This is a genomic window from Mesorhizobium sp. B1-1-8 (assembly GCF_006442795.2).
Classification (GTDB): domain Bacteria; phylum Pseudomonadota; class Alphaproteobacteria; order Rhizobiales; family Rhizobiaceae; genus Mesorhizobium.
On sequence record NZ_CP083956.1, the window covers coordinates 2,224,761 to 2,249,321 of the forward strand.

Annotated in this window: 13 protein-coding genes and 2 pseudogenes; 10 read left to right on the forward strand and 5 right to left on the reverse strand. The window is 59.3% G+C overall.

The window, feature by feature from the left end:
• The first annotated feature begins 2 nt into the window (after positions 1 to 2).
• From FJ974_RS10950 to FJ974_RS10980, 7 genes are all read left to right on the forward strand, one after another.
• Complete coding sequence (locus tag FJ974_RS10950) at positions 3 to 1,040, forward strand: ADP-ribosylglycohydrolase family protein (RefSeq protein WP_140531630.1); 1,038 nt, start codon at positions 3 to 5, stop codon at positions 1,038 to 1,040.
• Positions 1,037 to 2,020, forward strand: a complete 984-nt coding sequence (locus FJ974_RS10955) for a PfkB family carbohydrate kinase (RefSeq protein ID WP_140531627.1) — start codon at positions 1,037 to 1,039, stop codon at positions 2,018 to 2,020. Before FJ974_RS10950 ends, FJ974_RS10955 begins: the two co-directional genes overlap by 4 nt.
• Positions 2,021 to 2,059: 39 nt before the next feature.
• Positions 2,060 to 3,121, forward strand: coding sequence for an ABC transporter substrate-binding protein (locus FJ974_RS10960; RefSeq protein WP_140531624.1), 1,062 nt, complete (start codon positions 2,060 to 2,062; stop codon positions 3,119 to 3,121).
• A 64-nt stretch (positions 3,122 to 3,185) separates the two neighbouring features.
• Complete coding sequence (locus FJ974_RS10965) at positions 3,186 to 4,058, forward strand: ABC transporter permease (RefSeq protein WP_140531621.1); 873 nt, start codon at positions 3,186 to 3,188, stop codon at positions 4,056 to 4,058.
• The gene (locus FJ974_RS10970; protein WP_140531619.1) at positions 4,058 to 4,846 is read left to right on the forward strand and encodes an ABC transporter permease; all 789 of its coding nucleotides are present in this window, start codon (positions 4,058 to 4,060) and stop codon (positions 4,844 to 4,846) included. The genes FJ974_RS10965 and FJ974_RS10970 overlap by 1 nt, the downstream gene beginning before the upstream one ends.
• A complete protein-coding gene (locus FJ974_RS10975; protein WP_140531616.1) occupies positions 4,846 to 5,910 on the forward strand; it encodes an ABC transporter ATP-binding protein in 1,065 nt (354 codons plus the stop codon). Before FJ974_RS10970 ends, FJ974_RS10975 begins: the two co-directional genes overlap by 1 nt.
• Before the next feature lie 721 nt (positions 5,911 to 6,631).
• Complete coding sequence (locus FJ974_RS10980) at positions 6,632 to 9,346, forward strand: EAL domain-containing protein (RefSeq protein WP_140531613.1); 2,715 nt, start codon at positions 6,632 to 6,634, stop codon at positions 9,344 to 9,346.
• A 648-nt stretch (positions 9,347 to 9,994) separates the two neighbouring features.
• On the opposite strand, the pseudogene FJ974_RS10985 reads toward FJ974_RS10980, so the two are convergent.
• Together FJ974_RS10985 and FJ974_RS10990 are read right to left on the reverse strand one after the other, a co-directional pair.
• A pseudogene (locus FJ974_RS10985) lies at positions 9,995 to 11,823 on the reverse strand (acyltransferase family protein).
• Positions 11,824 to 12,833: 1,010 nt separating this feature from the next.
• Positions 12,834 to 13,658 carry a hypothetical protein gene (locus FJ974_RS10990; protein WP_140531611.1) on the reverse strand — a complete coding sequence of 275 codons (825 nt, stop codon included), beginning with the start codon at positions 13,656 to 13,658 and terminating at the stop codon, positions 12,834 to 12,836.
• A gap of 215 nt (positions 13,659 to 13,873) precedes the next feature.
• On the opposite strand from FJ974_RS10990, the gene FJ974_RS10995 reads away from it, so the two are divergent.
• Positions 13,874 to 15,061: an FkbM family methyltransferase gene (locus FJ974_RS10995; protein ID WP_140531608.1), complete on the forward strand. Its 1,188-nt coding sequence runs from the start codon at positions 13,874 to 13,876 to the stop codon at positions 15,059 to 15,061.
• 110 nt (positions 15,062 to 15,171) lie between these two features.
• On the opposite strand, the gene FJ974_RS11000 is transcribed toward FJ974_RS10995, so the two are convergent.
• From FJ974_RS11000 to FJ974_RS11010, 3 genes are read right to left on the reverse strand one after another with little or no spacing between them, the layout of a single operon-like run.
• Entirely contained in the window at positions 15,172 to 17,472 is a 2,301-nt protein-coding gene (locus FJ974_RS11000; protein ID WP_140531606.1) for a glycosyltransferase family 25 protein, read from the reverse strand.
• A complete protein-coding gene (locus tag FJ974_RS11005; protein ID WP_140531603.1) occupies positions 17,469 to 18,551 on the reverse strand; it encodes a hypothetical protein in 1,083 nt (360 codons plus the stop codon). Before FJ974_RS11005 ends, FJ974_RS11000 begins: the two co-directional genes overlap by 4 nt.
• Before the next feature lie 25 nt (positions 18,552 to 18,576).
• Positions 18,577 to 22,317, reverse strand: coding sequence for a glycosyltransferase (locus FJ974_RS11010; RefSeq protein ID WP_140531601.1), 3,741 nt, complete (start codon positions 22,315 to 22,317; stop codon positions 18,577 to 18,579).
• A gap of 1,016 nt (positions 22,318 to 23,333) precedes the next feature.
• Here FJ974_RS11010 and FJ974_RS11015 point away from each other — a divergent pair.
• Both FJ974_RS11015 and FJ974_RS11020 read left to right on the forward strand, forming a co-directional pair.
• On the forward strand, positions 23,334 to 23,648 hold the full coding sequence (locus FJ974_RS11015) for a hypothetical protein (RefSeq protein ID WP_140531598.1): 315 nt from the start codon (positions 23,334 to 23,336) through the stop codon (positions 23,646 to 23,648).
• 91 nt (positions 23,649 to 23,739) lie between these two features.
• Positions 23,740 to 24,183 (forward strand): annotated as a pseudogene (locus FJ974_RS11020) (DUF4347 domain-containing protein); the annotation flags it as partial.
• Positions 24,184 to 24,561: the final 378 nt, after the last annotated feature.

Here is a 24,561-nt window from a genome sequence, read left to right on the forward strand (position 1 = left end):
CGATGACGGAGAGGAACAGGGAGGTGGTGGTTGATCGGGCGATGGGCGCGCTGCTGGGCGGCGCGCTTGGCGATGCTCTGGGCATGCCGACGCAGCTTCTGTCGCCAATCGAGATCAGGTCGGCATATGGCTTTGTCGACAGGTTCGTCGCGCCGGTGCCGGATCATCCGGTCTCGCGCGGCCTGCCGGCAGGCGCCATCACCGACGATACGGAACAGACCCTGTTGCTCGGCCGCATCCTATTGGAATCGCGGCCCGCCTTCGACCATCGCCGCTGGGTGAACGCGCTGCTCGACTGGGAGCGCGACGTCAAGGCTCGCGGCTCCTACGACCTGCTCGGGCCCTCAACCAAGCGCGCCATAGACGCCATCAATGACGGGATCGAGCCCGAGGAAGCCGGGCGCAGCGGCGACACCAACGGAGCGGCGATGCGGATCGCCCCGGTCGGCATCTTAATGCCGCCGGGATCCCTGGATGCATTGGTCGCCAAAGTGGACGAGACATGCCGCGCAACCCACAACACCTCCATTGCCATCGCGGCCGCGGCGGCTGTTGCGGCCGCAGTCAGTTGGGGCGTATCCGGCGCGAGCTGGCGAGAAGCGTCCGGCCATGCTGCCGAGGCGGCCAGGCGTGGTGCGGCTCTCGGGCGTTGGACCACAGGCGGCAACATAGCTGCGCGCATCGACTGGGCGCGGGCGCTTGTGCGTGGCAAGCCGTATGACGAGGCCATAGCGCTGATTGTCGATCTGGTCGGCACCGGCGTCATCAGCCAGGAGTCGATACCCGCCGCTTTCGCGGTTTTGGAAGTAGCCCGGGGCGATCCGTGGCAGGCGGCCGTCATCGCCGCCAACCTCGGCGGCGATACCGACACGATCGGAGCAATCGCTGCTGGCATGGCTGGCGCATGCGCTGGATTTTCCACGCTGCCGGGGGACAGGATTGCCGAGTTGAAGGGTCTCGATCTGGACGAGGTACGCCGGCTCGCCGGCGATCTCGTTTCGGCACGTTTGGCGCAAGGCGGTGGGAAGGCGGCAGTATGAGCGGGCGTCTCGTCCATATCGGCAGCGCGGTGGTCGATTACGTCTACCGCATCGACGCCTTGCCGGCGTCCGGGACGGAGAAGACTGCTTCGAGCTATGCGCAGGTCGCCGGCGGCGGTTTCAACATGATGGTCGCGGCCAGCCGCACCGGCATGAAGGTGGTATTCGCAGGCCAGCTCGGCAGCGGACCTAACGGCGACTTCCTGCGCACCGCCTTCGCCGAGGCGGGGATCGAAACGCTGACGCCGCCATCGCCTGTCATGGACAGCGGCAATTGCGTCGCCATGATCTCGGACGATGCCGAGCGCACCTTCGTGTCGTGGCCGGGTGCCGAAAGCGTGCTGAGCCTCGACATGATGGCGCCGGTGATGGTTGCGCCGGGGGACTGGGTGTTCACTTCAGGCTATACGCTGAGCTACCCTGGGAGCCGCGACGCCCTGACCGACTGGATCGAGGCGCTTCCGGCCGGATCACGTTTCGTCTTCGACCCGACGCCGGTCATTTCAGACATTCCGCGCTCCATCCTGTCGCGGGTGCTTGCCCGTGTCACCTGGTTGAGCTGCAACGCCACCGAAGCGGCCGAGATTGCCGGTCCGGGCGATGTGGGAGCACTCGCGGCGCGGCTTCTCGCCGACCATTGCCCACAGGCGGCCGGCGTCATCATCCGCTCTGGCGCGAAGGGCTGCCATGTGCGGCTGGCAGACGGCTCCGCCCGGACCATTCCCGGTTTCAAGGTTCCGGCCATCGACACCAACGGCGCCGGCGACACCCATATCGGCGCTTTCGTCAGCGCGTTGGCGCGCGACACGCGCCCCTTCGAGGCGGCGCACTACGCCAATGCGGCGGCGGCCATTTCGGTTACCCGTCACGGCGGTTCATCGGCGCCAACCGAGGAGGAAATACAGACTTTCCTGAGCCATGCGGGCGGTCCTTCGACCGGTGCGCCAGGCCAGACCCAGAAGGCCCACAAGACAGCCTGAAAAGCCCGGGAAGCGGGCGTACACAGAGAGGAGCAAACCATGCGCATGCCTGACTTGACTGCCCTGCTGACGGCCACCGCCGTCTTCACCTCCGCGCTCGCCTTTGCGGCCAAGGCCGACGAAGTGCATGTGCTCAACTGGAAGGGCTATGGCGCCGACGAACCCTGGGCCATTGCAGCCTTCGAGAAGGCGACCGGCAACAAGGTCGTCAACGACTTCTTCAATTCCGAACAGGAAATGCTGACCAAGATCCGGACCAATCCCGGGCTCTACGACGTCGTCATGATCAACGCCGCCTTCAATGACCAGGCGATGGCGGAAAAGCTGATCCAGCCTATCGACACCTCCAAGTTGCCGAACTATGCCGACATCAGCAGGGACAAGGCTAGTTCGCCGATGCTCGACCATGACGGCAAGGTCTATGGCGTGCCGTGGGTCTGGGGCCTGACGGCGCTCGCCATCAACGACAAATCCTTCGACAAGCCGCCGACGTCCATCGCCGAGATGTGGAATCCCGCCCACAAGGGCCGCGTCATCATCCGCGACGACGCCGTCGAAGCGGTCCAGTTCGGCGCTATCGCCACCGGCCAGAACATCAACGACATCAAGGATATGGGTGCGGTCAAGGCGAAGCTCACCTCGCTGATGCCGCAGATCAAGACCTTCTGGAGCTCGGAGAACGACTGGAACCAGATGGTCGCCTCCAACCAGATCGACATCGGAACCTATTGGAGCGGCTCGGCCGACCGCGCCAAGACCCACTTCAAGCTGCCGGTCTCGCTGGTCATCCCTCAGGAAGGCGCGGTCGCCTGGCTTGACGCCTTTTCAATTCCGGTCGGTTCCAAGAACGTCGCCGGCGCCGAGGCCTTCATCAACTACATGATCGACCCGAAATTCTATGTCGAATGGGTCACCAAGGTTGGCGCTCCGGTTTCGGCTAACACCAAGGCGGTGGGAGCGTTGCCCGAAGATGCCTTCAACCGCAAGGTGATGGGCAGCCCCGAGGTGGCCAAGCGCATCCAGTTCCAGGCACCGATCACCGATGCCCAGCGAAAAGCCTATCTGGCGCTGTGGCAGCAGCTGAAGGTCGACGTGAAGTAACCAGACGCTGAGATCAGCCGACCATCAGGTTGGCTGATCCTTCCTATCCTAGGAGGAAGGTATCATGACAGCACAGGCTGCGACGGCGTCACGCAGCGGGCTGAGATCGGCTCTGCCGCTGCTGGCGCCCGCCTATCTGTGGCTGACGCTGGCGATCTTCCTGCCGCTGTCGGCCATGGCGTTCTTCTCCTTCATGACCGACCTGCCGCTGTCGGGAAAGCCGTGGGCGTTCACGCTCGGCAATTATGCCGCCTTCTTCTCGCAAAGCCTTTACCTGACGTTGCTGCTGGCCTCGCTGCGCCTCGGCCTCGAGGTGACACTGTGGTGCGTCCTCATCGGCTACCCGGCGGCCTATGTCCTGGCCAAGGTGCTGAAAGGGCGCAGCCGCGAGGCGATCTTCCTGCTCGTCATCCTGCCCTTCTGGTCGAACGGGCTGGTGCGCATCTTTTCCTGGGCGATGGTTTTGCGCGAAGGCGGCATTCTCGATACAACGCTAAACGCGGTGCTGCCGTTCAAGATCAATATCGACCTTATGTATTCCTATCCGGCCGTCGTCATCGGGCTGGTGCACTCCTACGTGCCCTATATGGTGCTGACCTGCTATCTCACCCTGCAGGCGATCGACGACTCTCTCATTGAGGCCGGGCGCTCGCTTGGCGCTTCGCGGCTGCAGGTTCTGTGGCGAGTGATCATCCCGCTGTCGATGCCGGGGCTGGTGGCGGGCGCCGCGCTCATTTTCGTTCCCGTCGTCGGCTCCTTCATGGAACCGCGCATCCTTGGCGGGCGCACCGGCACGTTCTACGGCACGCTAATCGAGGACCAGTTCGTCGCCGTGTTCAACTGGCCGCTGGGAGCGGCACTCTCCTTCATTCTGCTCGCCGTCGTGCTGGTTATCTTGGCGATTGCCTCTCCGGTGCTGCGGAGGGCTGCCGCTTGATGGCGACGATGCGTATCCTGGAATGGCTGGGCCGGGTCTACATCTTAATGCTGCTCGCCTTCCTCTATCTGCCGATCATCATCATGGCGCTGATGTCGTTCAACGTCTCGCCCTTCTACCAGCTGCCGTTCGAATGGACGACGGAGTGGTACGCTTCGCTGTGGCAGAACGACCAGCTGATCGCGGCCACCCGGAACAGCATCGAGATCGCCGTTATCACGACCATCATCTCGACCGTGCTCGGCTCGGCGGCGTCGCTGGCGCTTTACCGCTACGAATTCCGCGGCAAGAAATTCCTGCAGGCGCTGCTCTTCCCGCCGATCGCCATTCCATGGCTGATCACCGGCACGGCGATGTTGATCTTCTTCTTCGGCATCGGCATCGGGCGCGGCCTGTTCGCCATCCTGCTCGGCCATGTCGCACTGGCGCTGCCCTATGTCATCGTCGTCGTCTCGGCCCGGTTGCAAACCTTCGCGCCGGAGCTGGAAGAGGCGGCGCGCTCGCTTGGCGCCAACCAGTGGCAGGTGACGATGCGCATCACGCTGCCCTGGATCATGCCCGGCGTCATTGCCGGTGGGCTGTTTGCCTTTGCCGTGTCGTTCGACCAATTCGTGGTGTCCTACTTCCTGGCGACACCCGGCCAGACGACACTGCCGGTCGAAATTTACGCCGCGATCCGCAAGGGGTTCACGCCCGAGATCAACGCGGTATCGACAATCATCATCGTCGTGTCGATGGCGCTGATGCTGCTTACGGCGCGCTTCTTCAGGTTCGGCGGAGAGAAGTAATGGCCGAGGTGCAAGTCCGGAACGTCTCGCGCAGCTTCGGCGCTATGAAGGCACTGGATGACGTGTCGATCGACTTTCCCGACGGCGGCTTCTATGCGCTGCTCGGGCCATCGGGCAGCGGCAAGACCACGCTCCTGAGGCAGATCGCCGGTTTCGATTTCCCCGACAGTGGCCGTATTGCCATCGGCGGCGACAACGTCGAGCAGGTCCCGGTCGAGAAGCGGCGCATCGGCATGGTGTTCCAGAATTATGCGCTGTTCCCCAACATGAGCGTCGCCGACAACGTCGCTTTCGGACTATCGGTGCGCGGCGAGGCGAGGGCCACCGTTCAGGCCGAGGTTCAGCGTGCGTTAGACTTGGTTCAATTAGCCAAGCTCGGCGGCCGGCGTCCGCATCAGCTTTCCGGGGGCCAGCGTCAGCGCGTTGCGTTGGCCCGCGCCATAGTGACGAAGCCTCGCGTGCTCTTGCTCGACGAACCGCTCTCGGCGCTCGACAAGGCGCTCCGCGTCGACATGCAGGTGGAATTGAAGCGTATCCAACGCGAGGTCGGCATCACCACCATTTTCGTCACCCACGACCAGGAAGAAGCGCTGACCATGGCCGACCGAATCGGCATCCTGCGCGATGGCCGTCTGGTGCAGGAAGGCCCGCCAGAGGACATTTACGATCAGCCGAAGAGCGAGTTCGCGGCCATCTTCCTCGGCGATGCCAACATCCTGCGCGGCGAAGCAACCGGGACCGGCATCAGGTTGGCCGACGGCACAGCAATCGCCACAGCAGCCGATATGCACGCAGTCGCAGGCGGCGAGGCAAGTTGCGCGGTGCGGCCAGAGCGCATCCAGATCGTTCCCGCCTCAGCGGGCACGGGCTTGGCCGGCAACATATTGAGCGGCCGCGTCTCGAAGCGCATCTTCGCCGGCAATTCCAGCACCTACTTCGTCGACCGCGCTGGCGACACGATCAAGGTGTTAGTCAAGAATGACGGTTCCCAGAAGCTCGTGGAAGGACAAGATGTGCTGTTGCGTTGGTCGGCTGAAAGCACGGTCATGATCCAGCGACGATAATTGCCCACTGTCGTCAGTAATGCGCCGCATCTCGGTTATTGTGCCGCTCCTGGCCTCCCTCCAAAAGCGCACATCGCAACGCCATCGGCTTGGTTGCGCCACTTTGGATGTTCTTCACGCAGCGCCTTGTTTGGGTCGTCGCTGCACGATCCGGTCGATGATCATGGCGCAAACCTGGGGCAAGGCCCGCGAGCAGCCTTTCCTGTGTGCTTTCCGTTGTAGCGATTCTGGCTGGGCGCTTCCGCTACGTCGAATATCTCATTCCAAGCGGCCATAAGCCTCCAGCCAGCCTGTCGAGGAAGAAACGGCGGAGACCATCGAAGACAGGCGGGCCGCGTGGGCGGGGCCCCACCTGAGACAGAACATTCGAACGTGCATGTTGTAAAAGTTGCGGCTGGGCTGTGATCGACTGTGCGGTACGAACAAAGCAGGTTCGGAATTTGATGGACTGTTAAACCGGTGGCGCTGCTGCGCAAAGCACATCGAAACCCACGCGGCAATCGACGTGATTGACCGCAAGTGGAAGGATCCCGCCAAGAAGATCACGATCAATCGCGCGAGAAAAGCCAATATTTTCGGTCGCCGCTCGACTAGCTGGCCCCAGCGCGGATGTGAAAGCCCGTTCACCGACAATTAGTAGATCTCAATTACCTTGCACGGGACCTTTGTTCGTTCTCGGCCAGTTTTATTTACTCAGCAGGTCGAACCGGAGGAACTCTGTTTGGCTACGAAATCATCCAGGCGCGCCGCCAAGCCGATGGACCAAGCCGGACTGGCCACGCTGTCGAAATTGGCCCTTGCCTACTATGAGAATCTGGAGAACGAGCTGCGGGCCACGAAAGCGACGCTCGAAGCACAGTCACGGCGCTTCGAGACGGTGATCGACAACATCTCGCAAGGCATCTGTTTTTTCGACGCCGACGAACAGCTGATCTTGTGCAATCGCCGCTACGCGGAAATCTATCGCATCGCGCCCGAGAAACTGGATGCCGGCGTGAAGCTCAGCGAAATCCTCGAGCTGAGGCTCGCCGCCGAAACGTCGCCGATGGCCGGCGAGGCCTATCTCGCTTTCGCTCGCTCGATCAATGCGAGCAGCGGTTCGAAAACCTGGACCGCCGAACTTAAGGACGGCCGCACGATTCAAGTGTGTCATCAGCCGATGCCCGACGGCGGATGGGTGGCGACGCATGAGGACATCACCGAACTCGCCGCCAGCCGCCTAGTCGCCAACGAACGCGTTTCACTGCAAGCGCTGATTGACTGGGTTCCTGATTATCTGTGGGTCAAGGATGCCGAAAGCCGTTTCGTCGTGGTCAACCGGGCGCTTGCCGCGGACAGCGGCCGGCAGACCGGCGAAATGATCGGTCTGACCGATTTCGACCTGCATGCGCCTGAACTCGCCCGACAGTTTCGAGCCTGCGAGCAGGATCTTTTGCGCCGCGGCCAGCCGATGGTCGACGAGGAAGAATTCATTGTCGATGCCTCAGGCGGCGGCAAGTGGCTGTCGTCGACCAAGGTGCCCTTGCGCAATGCACAGAACGAGATCTTCGGCCTGGTCGGCATAGCCCGCGACATCAGCCAGCGCAAGCGGGCGGACGACCTACTGAACGGTCAGGCGCAGATCCTGGAAATGATTGCGGCAAGTGCTCCGCTCGAGAACGTGCTCGACCGCCTCATGCGCCTCATGGAAACGCAGTTGAATGGCATATTCGGCTCCGTGCTGCTGCTCGACAAGGATGGCAGCCACTTGCGGCATGGAGCGGCACCCAGCCTGGCAAAGGACTACACAAGCGCCATCGACGGCATCCAGATCGGTCCCAAGGTCGGCTCCTGCGGCACTGCCGCCTATCGCCGCGAGCCCGTCATCGTGACCGATGTGATGAGTGATCCACTCTGGGAGGATTATCGCGGCATCGTGGAACCGTATGGCTATCGCTCGTGCTGGTCGACGCCGATCCTGGCGCATACCGGCGCAGTGCTGGGCGTCTTTGCGATGTATTCGAAAACGGTGCGCGGGCCGGTCGATGCCGAGATCAGTCTTATTGACTTCACGACCCGCATCGCTGGCATTGCGATCGAGCGCAAACTTGCCGAAGACCGCATCAATTTCATGGCCAACCACGACACGCTGACCGGGCTTCCCAATCGCGCCCTGCTTGGGGACCGGCTTTCGCAAGCGATCCTGTATGCGCAGCGCTATCACCGCTGGGTAAGCGTGGTGTTCATCGATGTCGACAATTTCAAGCTGGTCAATGACACGCTCGGGCACAATGCCGGAGACATGCTGCTGAAGACTATTGCCGGCCGGATGGTCGAATGCGTGCGGGCGACCGACACCGTTGTGCGGCTCGGCGGCGATGAATTCGTCATTGTGCTTTTTGACCAGGCTCCGGATGCTGACCTTATTGCCGCGACCGTGCAGAAGATCCGTGCGGCGATCGCAGAGCCGGTTCAGCTGGGCGAACATCGTCTCAGGATGACAGCCAGCATGGGCGTGGCGAACTACCCCAAGGACGGGGCGAATGCCGACGCCCTGCTGGCCAATGCGGATGTAGCCATGTACCGGGCCAAGGAGCTCGGCCGCGACAATTTCCTGTTCTACGCGCCCGAGTTCAACGCGACGGTCCACGAAAAATTCCTGTTGCAGGAGGAATTGCGAAACGCCCTCGCGCGCGCGGAGTTCACGCTTTTCTATCAGCCGCAGGTCGACCTTCGCTCCGGTCAGGTCTTCGCGGTCGAGGCGCTGATCCGTTGGAAGCATCCGACGCTGGGCCTGATCTCGCCGATGAAGTTCATCCCGATGGCCGAGGAGACGGGCCTGATCGTCCCAATCGGCGACTGGGTGCTGCATGAAGCCTGCCGCCAGAACAAGGCCTGGCAGGATAACGGCCTGCCACCGATGATGGTCTGCGTGAACGTCTCGGCAAGGCAGTTCAAGGAACCCAACCTGATCAGCCGAGTCGTCAACGCGCTCAAGGACAGCGGTCTTGAAGCGCAATATCTCGAGCTTGAACTAACCGAGAGCCTGATCATGCAAAATGTCGAGATGGCGGTTGCGACGATGAATCAACTGCAGAGCCTCGGCGTGCAGATTTCGATCGACGATTTCGGAACAGGCTATTCCAGCCTTAGCGCACTCAAGACCTTCCCGGTGGCAAGGCTGAAAATCGACAAGTCGTTCATCAACGACCTCGCCACCGACAAGGACGACCAGGCCGTCGCCAGTGCTGTGATTTCGCTCGGCCAGAAGCTGAACCTCAGGGTCATTGCCGAAGGAGTTGAAACGGACGAGCAAATAGCGTTCCTGCGCAAGAACAACTGCGACGAAATGCAAGGGTATCATTTCAGCAAGCCGGTCTCTGCCCAGGATATCATGACATTGCTCAATCGAGATCGAGGCGGTCCCACCTCACCTGAACTGGGTCGCCACCGCTAGAAGGACCTGCGGCGTGTTAATTTGCGGCATTGGTCGCCGTTCGGCGCGCCACGGACAGCAGCTACACCGAAATCAAAAGATCCGGTCAACGATCTGCTAAGGGGCAGTTCGCGTCGAAGGAGTGCCTGAAAGTCTGGTCTTGACTATCAGCGCCGAAAAGCTGCCCATCAGCTTGCGGTCCCGAAGCGGCAGCACTGAGCCTCGTTGCTCCTTGAGATCGGGCCTTCCTCCGATTGACTCCGATAGCACGCGAAGCCTCGAAAAAATTTCGCCGAAAATTTCCCTTTAAAACCAAGACCGTAAGCTTTTGGCGGTCCGTGCGACGGAAATTTGAGTGAAAACAAAGAAAAAAACACAGCTAGATCAATAGCCTAGCAGGGTCATAAATAATGCCTCGTCTATCATACCAGATGACACTGCAGGCCATTGATGCTCCCATCTCTTTCGCCAGCAGAGCATCAAAGCCAACGCTTGGCGGCCATAGCGGCGGCCATCGCGCTTTTGGCCCCCTTTGCGGACGAACAAAGCCTCCATGCTGCCCGCTCGGCCACGGATTATGGGCGCGGGCTACGTGGTCATCAGGGGATGGACACTTGGGCAAAAGTTTGAGGCAATGACGGCGAGCCACCGCTACATGGCGGTGGCTTTCTATGCGCCCTCCGGGCTCAGAGAACCGATATACGATGGTATTGTGCCGCCGTTCTGCGGTGGCAAACGGACTTCCAACCTCGTCCAGCGGTTCCGCCCGGCGTCGACAAGCTCATGCTCGTCTGTCAGGCCATTCATAAACAACTGAAGCAGGTGTGAGGCTACGCGCTGCGCCTCTCCTGATTGAAGTGAAACGCCGTTTTCTTTGCAGACGGTTCGGCACACGCGAGACAGCAAATCGATCTCGCACGGCTCAAGGGACCGACCAGGATACAACATGGACTTTCCTCCTCGAAAGCTACGAAGCGCGAACAGTGCGACAAGCGTGTGAATTCTGTAATCAATTTTGACGTGATCGGCGGACGAAGCGGGACGGAAGCGGCTTAGCCCGGAGGAGTTGCCGGCCGTGATCGTCCCTGCCGGATCGAAGACCGGTTTCAATCGGCCTAGCCCTTCGATGGTGGTCGCGGATTGGGATGTTCGTCGCGGTCGACGACGACATTGCCTCGCGTACTCTTTGCCGAGACAGGGGCGATCTCGTCGTCGAACCGTCCCGCCCGGATCGCGGCATACGCCTTCTCCTGCGAGCGCAGCGCGAAGCGGTCCTGTTCCTCGCGGGTGATCTGGTAGCGCGGCGCCAGCGAATCGGCATCTCGCCCATTTGCGATATGTGGAAGGCATCCCAGCCCATCGGCGGCCAAGCAATCCCTGGCGGTCTGGTCGCCCACGCGCACGCCATCGAGTATTTCGGAGATGAAATGGGGCGGCGACATCATTGAATTCTGACGTCGATAGAATCTAGCCATCAAGCTTCTCTCGCGAGGTGCGGAACGCCTGTGTTCTAGGCGCTTGTTGATGTAATGACGTGCAGGCTTCTCGACGAAAAAGTAACTCAACACCGACAGTGCAATGGCCGCTCCGAGTCCAAGCGCCCTTCCGAGTTTCCCAGGGAGTTGGGCAAAGGGCCGCTGCCACAGGTAAATCGAGAAGGAGAGAACGCCTATCGCAGCGAGCGGCTTCGATCCTAACACGCGAAGAACGGAGGCGGGCGCCTGCCCAATGAAGATCAGAGCCAATGCAAGGAGGGCAGTTCCCAACCCGTACTTGAGCGGATCGGGAACTTGTTCGAAATTGAAAATTATTGCAGCCACCCCAAGTGTAATTGGCATCCACGTTGGGACTTTATGAGAACGAAGTAGAAGGTAAACGCCCGCACCCATCAGGATCGAGGCGGCACGTACATCAGTGCGCCAGTAGACGGTATAGTAATCTCCACCATGCTGTGTTTGGATGGCGCCGTTGCCCCAGGCGAGCGCCGCAAGCGACAAGCACACGATGCCGCCAGTTTCCTGAGATCGCCGACTGACTACTGCAATGACAGCTAGCACGACGTAGGTGTGTTCCTCAACACAGAGAGTCCATATGTGGTCGATGAACTCGCTTCGTCCGGCTTCGATCTGATAGTAGTTATAGGTGAACGTGAATGCGCTGACCATTTCTAGCCAGCCCACGCGCCAAAGCCCGATGGCGGCGGCCACAATCATCGCGGACAAGAACACAAAGAGCGCGGGGTAAACGCGCGCTATCCGCCGACCGAAGAATTTCGATAGGGACATCTGTCTCACAAACAGGATGTCTGCCATTAGCAACCCGCTGAGGACGAAGAACATCTCGACGCCAAAGCGGCCGAGATTGATGATCCGAGTTGTGAGATAGTGATCGACCAGAACGCCTATGATGGCAAAGGCGCGCCAACCGTCGAGATAAGCCAGGTGCGGCAGGCGTGCTGAAGGATCGTTGTCGGACACAGCCCAGGTTCCTTCCCGCATGGAACATGATCGCGCAGGCGATGCGTTCGCAAGTTGGACGCAGGACCTAAGTTGAAATCAACACAAGTAGTGGGAAGCGTTGGACTTCGGTCGAGGAGAAGTTCGAACGTTCGGCCACTTTTCGTGACGATCTTGTATTGAAGCCCGCGCCAGCGCGGCACAGCCGGACCTGTCTGGCGATGAAGTAATCGTCCACTTCCTGGATCTGCTGTTTGCCAGTCCCACGGCAATTATTGCTGCGTGTCGATGGGGCCCGTCCGTTGAAGTTCATACCGTCCCAAGCTCGGAGGCCCCAGGCGGCATGGGCGAGGCCGGAACCTCGGCTATCGTGCCGGCCGCGACCAACGCGATCTTCGCAGCCACGGGAAAGCGGATGCGCAAGCTGCCGGTGGACCAAGAGGAGTTGAAGCAGTCAGGTTGATCCGGAGTGAAGTGATGCTTGCGGTCTCGGCACGACGTATGGAAGGGCGCTTTGGGTCTGGAGCTTTGGTGGGACAGACATATCGAAAAATATGCGCAAGGATTCGAATGGTTTACTGTCCAACTCAATCATAACTGATCGATTTTGCGGCATTTACAAAGTCCCTCCGGGTTCGCTAAATTTATTATATATCAATGGCTTACGATCAGCTCTTCGAAGTTAAATTGAACGTTGTCGGATAAAGTCACCGAGTTTGAAGGAAATGATTTTGGACCTGTTCGTCCATTTTCTGCTTCTCGTTAATGACACCTGTCACACGTAGCTCAAGACCGCCAGTCTCGAAAGACCTTGCTACGATCCGTGATTGGCGGCAACGACGTGCGAAAGGTATGGTTTGTCGCTTGCTCAGAGGCGTTCAAATCGCGCACCCAACGTCTCAAAGGGCTCGCGACGCGGACATTCAGTCCGAGTCCGTTCTGCTTCCGGAACTGCGATTGTGAGAGAGGACTGCCTGTGCGACACCGATCGCCGACAGTGCCTGCTATAGATGACCACGACGGCCGCCTTTGACTTTACCGAGCGCGCACTTTCACTTGCGCCGAAGCGGAATGCGCAAAAGGTCAGCCAAGCGTAGGGGCAGTTGCGGCGATGCGTGCAACTCGGCGCAGCTCCGTTGCCATAGCTGAAGATATTCGTCGGCTGGAACGCCGCTGCGCCCTGGCCAGCGGTTGAGCGCGCCGAGCGCCTCGATGCAACCTGGCGCCCGCTCATATTCCGCCAGAATGGTCCCCGACATTGCTTGTGCGAAGGGATTGAGACTTGGAATTTCGATTTCGCTTCGGTGACCGGCGAACCACGCCGCGGCATCCCGGGTGAGCCCCTGGCTGTCAGCGAGCGAGGCATAGCGCTTGACTATGTTCTCGCGATAGGCGGCAATCGCATCGCCAAAGGCGTTGTCGCCGGCGAAGGGCGGGTCCTCCTTCCAGTCTTTCGCCAGGCGACCCAGGCCGCGCAGCGAAAAGGCCTCCACCATCGCTTCCTCAAGCCATTGGCAAGGTGCCGCGGGCTTGGCGTCCGCCTGCCAGCTGTTGGCAAGCACATGGCCCAGCTCATGGCCGAACTGGTAGGCAAGCTTCGACCAGTCGCGTTCACCGATGTCGATGATGATCCACGCCATGCTGCTGCCGTCCGGGTGCAGCCAGACGGCCGGTGGACCGGATCTGTGCTCATCGACGCGAAGCCGCGCGGGCTGGCGATCGGAGACGAGGCGGACATCATCCAGGCAGGCCTGGCGCATGCGTTCCACGACCAGATCCGCGGAATGGGCAAGCATACGGCCCCAATCACCGGCGAGCTCGATGGGGGCGGTCAGGAGGGTGGTGGGAGAAGAGATCGAAGAAGCGCGCTTCGGCATGGTGAGAAAGCCTTTGTCCAAACCAACCCAACGCAAAGGCGATGAAAAGGTTGGACCTGCTGCCACCACACAGCATGCCGATAGGATGAACCTGCGTCGGTGCACTACTCTTCCGCTAGCTGCTTGCACGGGATTGAGCTATCATTTCGGCACGCGGGTCTCAAAGAGAAAAAAAGAAATGAGCACCGCTCGCAAGTCACTAGGGGGGCCGGACAGTGACAGGAGCGATTTATTCCAGGACCTTTGTTGGTGACAGCCTGTCAACTTGGCAGGTGGCCCACGAGATGTCGGTTCGAATCGAGGACGGATCATTCGTGGTCTCGGATTCAGACCGACCAAGCTATCACCTCCTGAGATTGCATGGTCCGGAATTCGTCTTTCGAATAGTTACGATTAGATGCCTCGTTAAGTTTCGTCCGACCGCCTCGACGAACTTTTATATCCACCATTTCGGCAACTTGAACGTCGCGGAAATAGATGCACGAGGAACCGTGGTTGACCAAGGAATCAGCCGCAAAATATCCGTCCACACCCGCGAGAGTGGCTTGCTCGACATTGAGGTCACATTCCTCAACTGCCACCCTACAATCTCTATAGGCTGTTCCGATAGCGGCCACCCTGTCTATGCGGGAACCGGGCACGACCAATTCGCTCTGGCGAGTATCACCGTCGAAACCTTTGATGCGACTGCTGAGTTGTCGCAGATATCGCCGGAGGACCGCATCACGCTTGTCGATGTCGGAGGGCAGGGCGGCTTGCAGACGAAGTGGATGCTGAAGGCCGATCAGATTACACCGATCGTATTTGAGCCGATAGCTTCCGAAGCGGCAGCGGTTAGGGAAACCCTCTGCAGGATCCCTGGCGCGAAGGTCGTAGAGAAAGCCTTGGCCGACATTTCCAGTAAGCGGAAATTGCACGTTGCCGCCGCATCCGATTGCTCGTCCCTGCGGGAACCCAATTTAGAAATCTTGCAGCACTATTCGATAGGCCCCTTATTCAACACGATCATGACCGAGGAGGTTGAGTGCGTTCGATATGATGAATTATTCCGCATCGACAGTGTTCCCAAGCCGGATTTCATAAAAATAGATGTCCAAGGTCTCGAGTACGAAGTCCTGATCGGTATGGGGTCTCTTCTGGAAGGGTGCCTGGCGATAGAACTTGAGACCCATTTCGTTCCGATATATCGCGGCCAAAGGCTAATTGGCGATATCGTCGGTTTGTTGTGGGATTGGGGCTTCGTGTTGCGAAATATCGGGCAGGTTCCACACTTTGACGGCGATGCCGTCGAATTTGACGCGCTCTTTTTAAAACGACGAGACAAACTAGTCGCATTGTCGGAGAAGGCTAAGAGAAAGCTATCGGCAATTTGTGGTGTTCTGGAAGTTAATCCATACAAATGACCGGATATCCATTCGAAACAAATTGGGAATATTGCTCCTGTTTTGCAAAAACGAAGCGCGGTCGTCTTTAGATACGGCTTCTCACAAGATCACTGCCGATTAGTACATAGTCACGATGAGTGATCTGCTATAACCCGATCAGATGGTTGTGTATCGTCTGGGATAACGAGCGGTGGAACGCAAACAAAAGCTTGCATTGAGCTGTACGCCGCACACATCGCGCAGTCGATGCCGGTGTCTTCTAGAACCACACCAGTTCCGGGAAATGGGATTAGCCTCTTCTGCAATGGCAAACACTTCTCAAGCAGTATTCGTGCTCCGCGAGGCGTTATCGTGTATGCCTGAAGACCAAATGAATGAGCTATCCTGAAAAGTGATCTAGAATAGGAGTCAGTTTGAAACTGCCGCGGATGTTTGCTAGCTTGGCGTTCATAAAACTCTAGTTTCGCCTTAGAGAAGCCCATATCCAGCCAGAGGAATAAAGGATCGAATATAAATCCCCATTTTATTAGATCCCAGTCAGCAGGTGCCTTAGAAGTTAAAAGCGCGGATTCTCTAAAAAAGTCAACTGAGGCGTAAACATCGTCTTCGAAAATTGTTATCGGCCTATTCTCAGATATAGCGAATTTCCACAAGCTTATATGCGACAGTGCACATCCCAATGAACCAGGCCGATAAGTGCAGTCTTCGGCGATGGTTCCGTCCCTGACCAACTTTGATCTATCAACGGAGGCACCTTCAATTGCAGAAACTCTTACAGTACCGTTAGAAAGGTGTGGATTATTTTCCATATAGTGAGAAAGGCGACCGATGCTCTTATCTAGGTTTATGAGGTAAATTTTCGGCGGCTCGACAGTGCGATCGGCTTGGGCGGACTCGGGTTTCGGGCGAATGGTCCCAAAAATTCCACGCTCAAACCAACGATTGTCAAAGTCCGCTGAATGCCCGGATTGTCCGGGTTGCTCTATCAGTTGTATCCAATCATCGATAAAGTAGCTCCAGTCGAATTTGAGTGCGGCCTCTCTCGTTGCTCGACACTTATCGACGAAAGCCGCGGGGTTATCCCTATAATAACGTAGGACATAGCTGGCGAAAGCGACGAATTTTTTGGGCTCTATCGGCGCGACGAGTCCCGCGCCGTGATAGGCCTTCAAGGGGAAATGGCCTACAGGCGTTCCTATCACGAGCCTTCCTGCGGCTGCTCCTTCAAGCACCGATAGCGGGCCGGATTCATTAACGGAAGATGACAGCACCGCGTCGACGCCTCGGTAGAAATCCGGCATGTCGTGGAATGAGATCTGATTGGCCGTGGAGCCGGCTACCTTGAATACTAAACCGGCTTCTCTTACAGCCGTTTCGGCGAGCTCACCGCGCTTCCACTCGACGCCATAAGTCGTCACAGACAGGGAGGTCGTATAGCCGACTGTCGCCAAGCGCTCGGGTAAGGTTGAAAAAAAGGAGAGGGAGTCAACACCGAGCGGTGCTACCATCGGAGATCGAGCAATGCCGCGCATCGCTGATGCCGAGTAAAGAGATTCACTCACCACACCGTAATTGGCGAATCTTTCGAAGACTTCGATGCCCTTCTGCTCGATCAGCATCCGCATGTCGAATTCGTGATGCGAAATGGCTATGATTTTATCGAAGGGCACGTCGTACGTGTCCACCAGTGTGGAGATTCCGTCCAGGGCTGAGATGACGAAGTCGTAGTACGGAAACAGCTCTCGGGCATATTCGACGTGATTCTGCTGCCAATCGAGTATGTCGACTAGGTAGCCTCGATCATGCAGATGCCTGCACAGATCGTAGTAGACGCGGCCGTGCGACCACTTGGTGTAGCCGTAGATCAAGATCTTCTTGGCCTGCGGCTGGCGAACTGATTTCATCCGGGTCAAGGGATCAACGATGTGCCTCGCGATATTGCCTTTGTTGAAAGCAGCCTCGTCGCGGCGCCAGGCGCCATTCAGCGCAAGCCCGAGGCTGTTGGTGCACCAGCTTTCGGATGCAATGAACAATTCCCATGTGCTGCAAATGGAAGCCCGGTGCATCACCCTGCCATCCGGTATCGCGGACAGGAAAAGGTCGCCGGATTTCAGTGTAAGCAGGCCACGTTCAAGAGGGATCAATTCTAGAGTCGTGGCGCCATCCGATCGATCTTGATGCCGCGACTGCGAGGTCGTCAGGCAAATGTCGGGGTAGCAATGGATCGGCTCGGGCGAGCCGTCGGCGACATAGACCAACCGGCCCTGCCTATAGCCGCCAGCGGAACCATCTTCGGATTCGAAATATGCGTTCGCTGGACTGACCTCGACGGCACCGTGCCGCAACTCGCCGGTGGCGGGATCGACAAAGAATACCGTGCCGAAGGCCGTAAACAGTCGTGCGCGCAAAAACTTGGGGAACTCGGTCATTTTTGCAGCCGCACCTCTTCCCGCCGCCGAACGAAGAAATCCAGATTGTCCTTGAGGCGCTGGTTGTTTTGGTCCAGCTCGAGCGCCTTCTGTCCCCACTCCACCGCTCGGTCCATGGCGTTCAGATGCCAAGATGCAATCGCCCCGAGATCATACAGCCGGAAACCCCAGCAGCTCAAATCGTCGAGGTAGCTGTTGGTGCGGCGTGTTTTCTCGATTCCATTGCCGGCGGCCCAGAACAGGTTGAGCCAGTCGGCCTTGCCGTGGAACTCCTCGGCAAGGTCGAGCCAGATCTCCCTGCGATGGGGCGCTTCGATCCTCGCTTTGTCGAGCCAGAGCAATTTGTCCTGCGGTTGCATTCGGGCGATGTAGCGCAGGGCTTCGGAACGTTCCTCGCCCCAGGCGCTCGTGGGCAGCGAAAGATAGTGCTTGAGCAGCTCTACAGCCCGCTCGTGCTGATCGGCCCACATCAGGTCCCGCGCGAGCCAGAAGCAGATTTGCCCGTCGTCAGGGTCTTCCCGGTTAGCTACTTCCATCAGGGGCAGATAGCTGCTTCGCGTGGGCTTGGAATGATCCTGTACTTCGTACATGACGATATCGTCGCGGCTGGCGGCCACCTCCCTTTCTCCGCTGAACAACAGAGCCTCGTGGACGGGCCGACGGAACCGGTATCCCCACCGGTGATGAAAGTTCTTGGCTTGCCAGCCGCGCAACTCGACGGGGTGGTCGACGCTCGACCGATAGGATACGCGGCAAAAAAGCGCTGTCGTGTCAGCGCCCCAGGCCGTTTCGAGCTTGGCGCGCCAGCCTGGTTCGAGAAACCGGTCCATGTCCATGGTGCAGCAGACATCGACGTCGGGCGGGATCAACGCCATTGCGGCATTGCGAGCGGTGTCGAAACGCCACGGACGGACCGCGATCTGGTGCACGATGACACCAGCCGCGATCAGCCGCTCCACCGTATCATCCGTGCTACCGGTATCGGCTACGATGCGGTAGTCGGCATCGGCGGCCGAACTGGCCCAGCGCTCGGCGTTGGCAGCTTCGTTCAAGGCGATGGTGTAGACTGCAACCTTCAAGACGGCTTCCTCGCCCGGTGAAGTCCTATCCCGACACGCCTGATCTGACGCGCTTGCGAATGGCCACCAATCCACCGAGCAACCTTGCCCGGTTGAGCTCATAATGGCTGTCGAAGAACAGGATTTCGGCGAACTGTTCCGCGAGCGCGCCGACACCGAGCGGATCGATCGAGCTCGCCGCCCCGTGGTCCTTGATCTGGCGCAACAATGTCTTGGTCAGCGTGATCTTGGCGGCATCCTCGCCGGGCGGCTGCCAGTCGAGATCCTCGATGAAGTACCATCCGCCGTCGGCCAGCAGCGGGAAGAACTCCCGCAATGTGAGTTGCTCGTCGAAGGATGCGTGACTGCCATCGTCGATGATGATATCGAGCGAGCCCGGTTCGATCGTCGCCACGACCCGGCGGAGATCCTCCACCTTGGACTGGTCGCAGACGAAGGACTTGAACCGGTCGTTATTGAGCCGCGAAAAATCCGTCAGGTCGACGCCGATCACCTGGCAGAACGGGAAATAGCTCCGCCATAGCGAGACGGATGGTGTCTCGGCCTGATTGCCTTCCGCCAATCCGCGGCAAAGGCCGATCTCCATCAAACGCCGCATGGACAACCGTCGCGCCGACAGCAGCCGATCGTAGATCCTGGCATAGCAATGGCGGTTGCCGGTGTGCCGGTTCTTGTCGGTGTTGAACCGGTCGGCAAGGCTCGTGAGGGCGGGAAAGCCCTCCAGCGGGCTGATTAATTGCGAGATGAAAGGAGCGTTTTTTTCGTCGGGGCTGGCTGCATTACGCGCCGTCCACAGATGAACGCCGAACGCGCGCTCGTCGTTCAGGTAGTCGGCCAATTCCGTTATCGGCTTTTCAAACCTGTCGATTTCCATCCAGTCGATCGCGTTGAAGAACATCGGGCTGAAGACCTGATCGCGCAATTCGGCGCCGGCGTCCGATGCGATATAGTCGGACAGAAGCTTGGGACCGACATCGCCGAAATCCTTGCCATGGCCGGCATGGAAACGCTCGATCGACATTTCGTAGAGGGCTCGCATGTGCCGGCTGTAAGGCTTGGCATGAATGACGTTGCCGCAGATGAAATGGCCCTTGTGCGATCCGCGCCATTGCAGGTTGAAGAAATGATCGCCCCGGAACGGGAAGGGCCGCAGCAGGATGATGTCGGTATCCATCCATAGCCCGCCATGCTCATAAAGCACCGCGTAGCGGAAGACGTCGCTGAAGTAGCGGATCTCGGAGCCGGCCACGATCCGCTCGAACAAGGGCCGCGGCATGACGTCCTCGGCGTTTCGAACGTCGATGCCATGTTGGAGCAGAAATTCGAGCTTCTTCGGCGCATAGCTCCAAATACGTACCGGATGGCCCGCGGCCCGCATCGATGTCACGGCTGCAATCAAGGTCCGGTGCTCGGCCTTTTCCGACGTAACTTCATAAAAGCAATTGATCTGCGCAAGCGTGGCATCGTCGGTGTCCAGCAAAGTCGTGATCCGCGCATCGAATTCCCGGGATTCATCGCGGCGCTGTCGCGGCGAGGAGACGTCGCGCAGGAATGGCGCCATCTCGTGAAAGATCTCATCCGTCGATTTCCCGTTGGCAGAACCCGAGGATTGTCGGATCGGTACCTCGCGCTTGTCGGCGGCCGCCGGGTTGCCGGCACGATTGGGCATGCCAGCTTGCCCCGGGGGGACTTTGGACGCCGCGGTCGCTGGCCTCAAATCAGTGCCCACCTCCGGCAGGCCGGATTGCAGCCGATCCACATCTTCCAGCAAGGCCTCGACGTCCGCCGCGTCGACGGTCGCGAGCCAGGATTCGCAGTCGGCAACGCTGTAGGAAATCAGCAGTCGCCGTTCATCGGGGTGCCAGGCCAAGCCTGCGGCGAATTCGACGCCTTTTTTGGTGAAGAAGAAGGGGCGACTTACTTTGCGAAGCGAATTCTGCTCGTCGAACCAGACGAACCGATGCAGGTAGTAGCGCCGGCTTTCCGCGGCCCTCCATTGCACCTCATGGATCAAGGCGAGCCGCCCATCGGCGAATTCGATCGCTTGGCTGCCGCCCCGGAATCGTTGGGCGGCAATCGCGGGCGTGGTTTCGCTGAGGGTGCCGGCCTGTTCGTCCAGTATCCTTGTGGGATCGCAAAGGTAGACGAACTGCAGCGTTTCGTCCGCCGTCGCCGCGCCGGGCTTCACCAACGGCATCCAGTTCTTTTCATGCACGCGCGGTCCGGTCGGACGAAGCACGCGCCAGTCGGTCAGCCGGCAGGGGCCGCCTTCGTCGATGCGGGCGATAATCTGCTCGCACCAACCTTCCGGCGTGAGCTCTCGCATGCAAGAGACGCCCCAAAGCTGATCGCGCCAGACGAACGGGCGCATGTCCTCGAACCCAAGCACGCGATCGTTGGACGGTGCCGGCAAATCGAGTGGCGGTAAAATCTCGCTGGCGGACTGGACACCCAGGTCATCGTCCAATCGGAGCAGGAAGTTGCGCGTATGGACGGATGCCTCGCCCGGCGTATGGTATTGGAGGTTGTCCTCGGCGAGCGAGTAGTTCACCGCCCGCTGGAGGAGAATGATCTGATCGTTCCGACGAGCCACCGATGGGTTCGACGGCCGGTAGCCATCCGGCGCCGTGAATTCGACTGGGCGGGCGCTGAAGGACGGCATCATCGTCTTGGCCGGCTGGACATAATAGAACAGGTTTGACCAGGCCAGGTCCCTCGGGCCGTCGCCGATGTCGCGGTTGAGCGCCAGCCAGTTGCAGGCGGCGAAGCCGCGGTCCTTGCGCGCGGGATCGGGGGCGTAGTTTGCCGCGATCGCAAATTCCTCGCGCAGGCCCGAGGTGTAGATCTGGTCCTCGATGAACAGGATATCCTGCTCCGGCCGCTTGTTTGAAAGCCCCAGCTCCGAAAACAGGATGCTCGCCTCGTTCATGCCTTTCTCACGATAGTAACGAGCAAGGTCATAGAGCGGCTCGGCGCGCTGCGGGCGCTGGTTGAAGGCCGCCAGCGCCTGGCAGATGAAGCCTTCCTCGTCGCCGAGTTTGCGTAGGCAGCGCGCCTGCTGCAGGCGGGCGTTCCATGCCTCTTCGTCCCATCCACCCATGGCGGCGCGCTTGGCATAGGCGACCGCTGCTTCCGCCGTCCGTCCGGCGTCCCGGTAGGACTGCGCCAGGTAGAACCAGGAGCGGTGATTGTCGGGGTCCTTTTCCAGCGCCTCCAGGAGGAGCCTCGCGTCGCGCTCGAACTTGTCGGCGCGGTTGGAGCCGCTGGCATGGTCCTTGTACCAGATGCCGGCGAGTTCGCTGACGCCGCCCGGAACGTCGAGATATTCGTGGGTCACGCCGTGATAGCGCGCCCCGGCGTCGCGCCTTACCAGGCGCGTGTTCCAATAGGCGAGGACCGAACTGCGCTGCAGCAACCTGTAACCCGGCGCCGTCAGCCCTTCGCGGAAGCTCTTGTCCTCGACCACCAGTTCCATGTCGGCATCGTCGAAGAGCAGGTAGTCGAAGTCGAGCGGCGAGGCGTAGGCGCGGTCGAGCGCCTCGTTGCGCGCCTGCTCGAAATTGTGGAACGGGAACTCGTGCAGCTCGCCCTGCAAATTGCGGGCCGAGAAGAACGATCGGATGAAATCCTGGGTACCGTCGGTCGACCCGGTATCACCGATGACCCAGCAGTCGATATGGTCGGCGACTGCTCCGAGACAGCGCTGCAGGTTCGCCATCTCGTTCTTGACGATCATGTTGAGACAGACGCGCTTGCCATATCTCATGGGCCGGCCGTTTGCTCCCCGGATGATTGCGTGCGGTCGTGATGGCGCTGCCCTGGCTCCTGGAAGCGCAACAGGCCCGAAGGAAGAGTCATCAGCCGCCATGCCCTTGCGCGCTCCGCCATGCTGGCTGGTTGCCTGGTCCCGCGCAAGATGGTCTGGCTTTCTCGCGTTGGTTCCAGCATCGCTGCGCGCAGAATGCCTTGGCTTCACTCATGATAGCCAGCGCCTGCTTGACCGCAAGGGCGCGGAACTTCGGCCGCACAGCCTGAACTGCCTATCAAACCCCGGCCGCATCGCAAAAATTTTCGTGATGATCCATTTCAACCTTAAGCCCCGAATTTACAAAGACATTCGGACAGAAGCCAGTCGTGTCTCTGCCAACTCACGAGCTCATCAACAACGGTTCCAATTCATAAATTGTTAACTAACCCATTTACAAGTCTATAATTTTCGAATTTACTAATAGCTAATGCAACTGAGGGTGGACGCAGATCGAGCGAAGGGCCGCTGTTTGCGGATGTCTGCGAACTAGGAGAGGATCGGGGACGCAAGCCACTTTCGTGCTTGAGGGCGTAGTGTTCTGGTGGCGTGCCAGTGTGCTGTCGTTTGACATCGGCCTTTTGAACAAAAGGCCGATGGTTCCTGATTTGTTTTTTCCTCGCAAGTAGTCGGTTCCCTCGTTGGTCGTCGCCGAGAAGTCGCGACAGGCGTGATGGAGTCGACAGTGGTTCGAGTGTTGCTGCCTTCAGAGCAGGGTAGAACCCACGGAGTTCCCCGCTCCGACTTATCCCTCGCTTGTCCGAATATTTTTGCTCGCAAAGGCCGCATGGCGGCCGATGCCGTTCATGCCGCGGCGCGGCCCTGGGATCGCGACGCTTTCTTGCTGGAATTCGACGATTCCCAATGCCTGCCGCCGCGGCCCGCCTGGTCCGGTCGCGGGCGTTCGGCCCTGACTGAAACCTGAAAGCACCAGACGAGAGAGGCAGCGGCGCAGCCGCCGCCGATTGGAGGACATGATGAGCTACACTGCGGGATTTGCGGTTATGGAAGTCACGGTCAGGGGCGTTTTGCCCATCGGTGACGCGTCTGAAAATGTAACTTACTTCATTCTGGACACGTCAAAGAGCTCGATCGTTGGTCAGGTCGTTCTTCCTAAAGCCGTCAAACGAAGCCTCGCTGTCGCTCTCACGGTCAAGGTCCCAAGCACCGCCGGCTCATATGCGATTGGCACGTTTGACGATGGCGGGAATTTCCAGGCCGCCAGCTTCCTCCGCGTAGAGATCCCAACAGTTGACAGTCCCGACGGCGCCGTCGGGCCGTCGGGAAGATGATCCCTCCCCAACTTGCTTGCCCCGTCGCTCATCGGCCAGGCCGGTAGGCGATTTGCCGTTGAATTGAATTCGAAGCCAACAGGAGCCAGTCATGGCCCGTGCCTCTGAAATTCTCTTTGTGGATTCTTCAGTCTCCAACCTTGAGACGGTTCTTGGCAACCTGAGGCCCGAAGTGCGGGCATTCGTGCTGGATGACCGCCGACCGGCGGCGCAGCAGATCGCTGCCGCGCTCACAGGGCACAGAGGCCTCGACGCGGTGCACATTATCGCGCACGGCGCAGCGGGTCGGGTTCAATTTGCAGCAGGAGAGTGGTCAGCCGCCACTTTGAAAGAGACGGCCGAGGATTTCGCCGCGATCGGCAGGGCGCTTGCCTTGGATGGCGGGCTGCGGCTGTGGAGCTGCCAGACGGCGTCGGGCAATGCTGGCGAAGCTTTCATAGACGCGCTGGAAAAAGTGGTGGGCGCGGACGTCTGCGCGTCTCGGTCGCTTGTTGGCGCAGCCGCCCTGGGCGGCGCGTGGGAGATATCTGCTCGCGCGTCCACACCCTTGCCGCCGCTGACCACAGATGGGGTGGCGAGTTACACCGGCGTGCTTGCAGCGGGTGATCTGACACTTACTGGCACTGTAGATTCTGGTTCAAGTAATAATATTAACACATACTACCTGGTCGATACGAATGGTACGGTTCCCACCACTGACGACACACTCGTTGGTAGCTTTCAACTTCCATCAGCGGCCAATAGTGCCGCTCCGAAATTCTCGATAACTGTAACAGTTCCAGATACTACTCACACTTACCTCATTTACGACTCTGGCTTCCACTTATACGGGACGCTTACTCCTGTTGTTCCTGCTACTAATCCTCCGACTTATAATTTCACAACCACGCCTATCAATAGCGTCGGCGGCTCG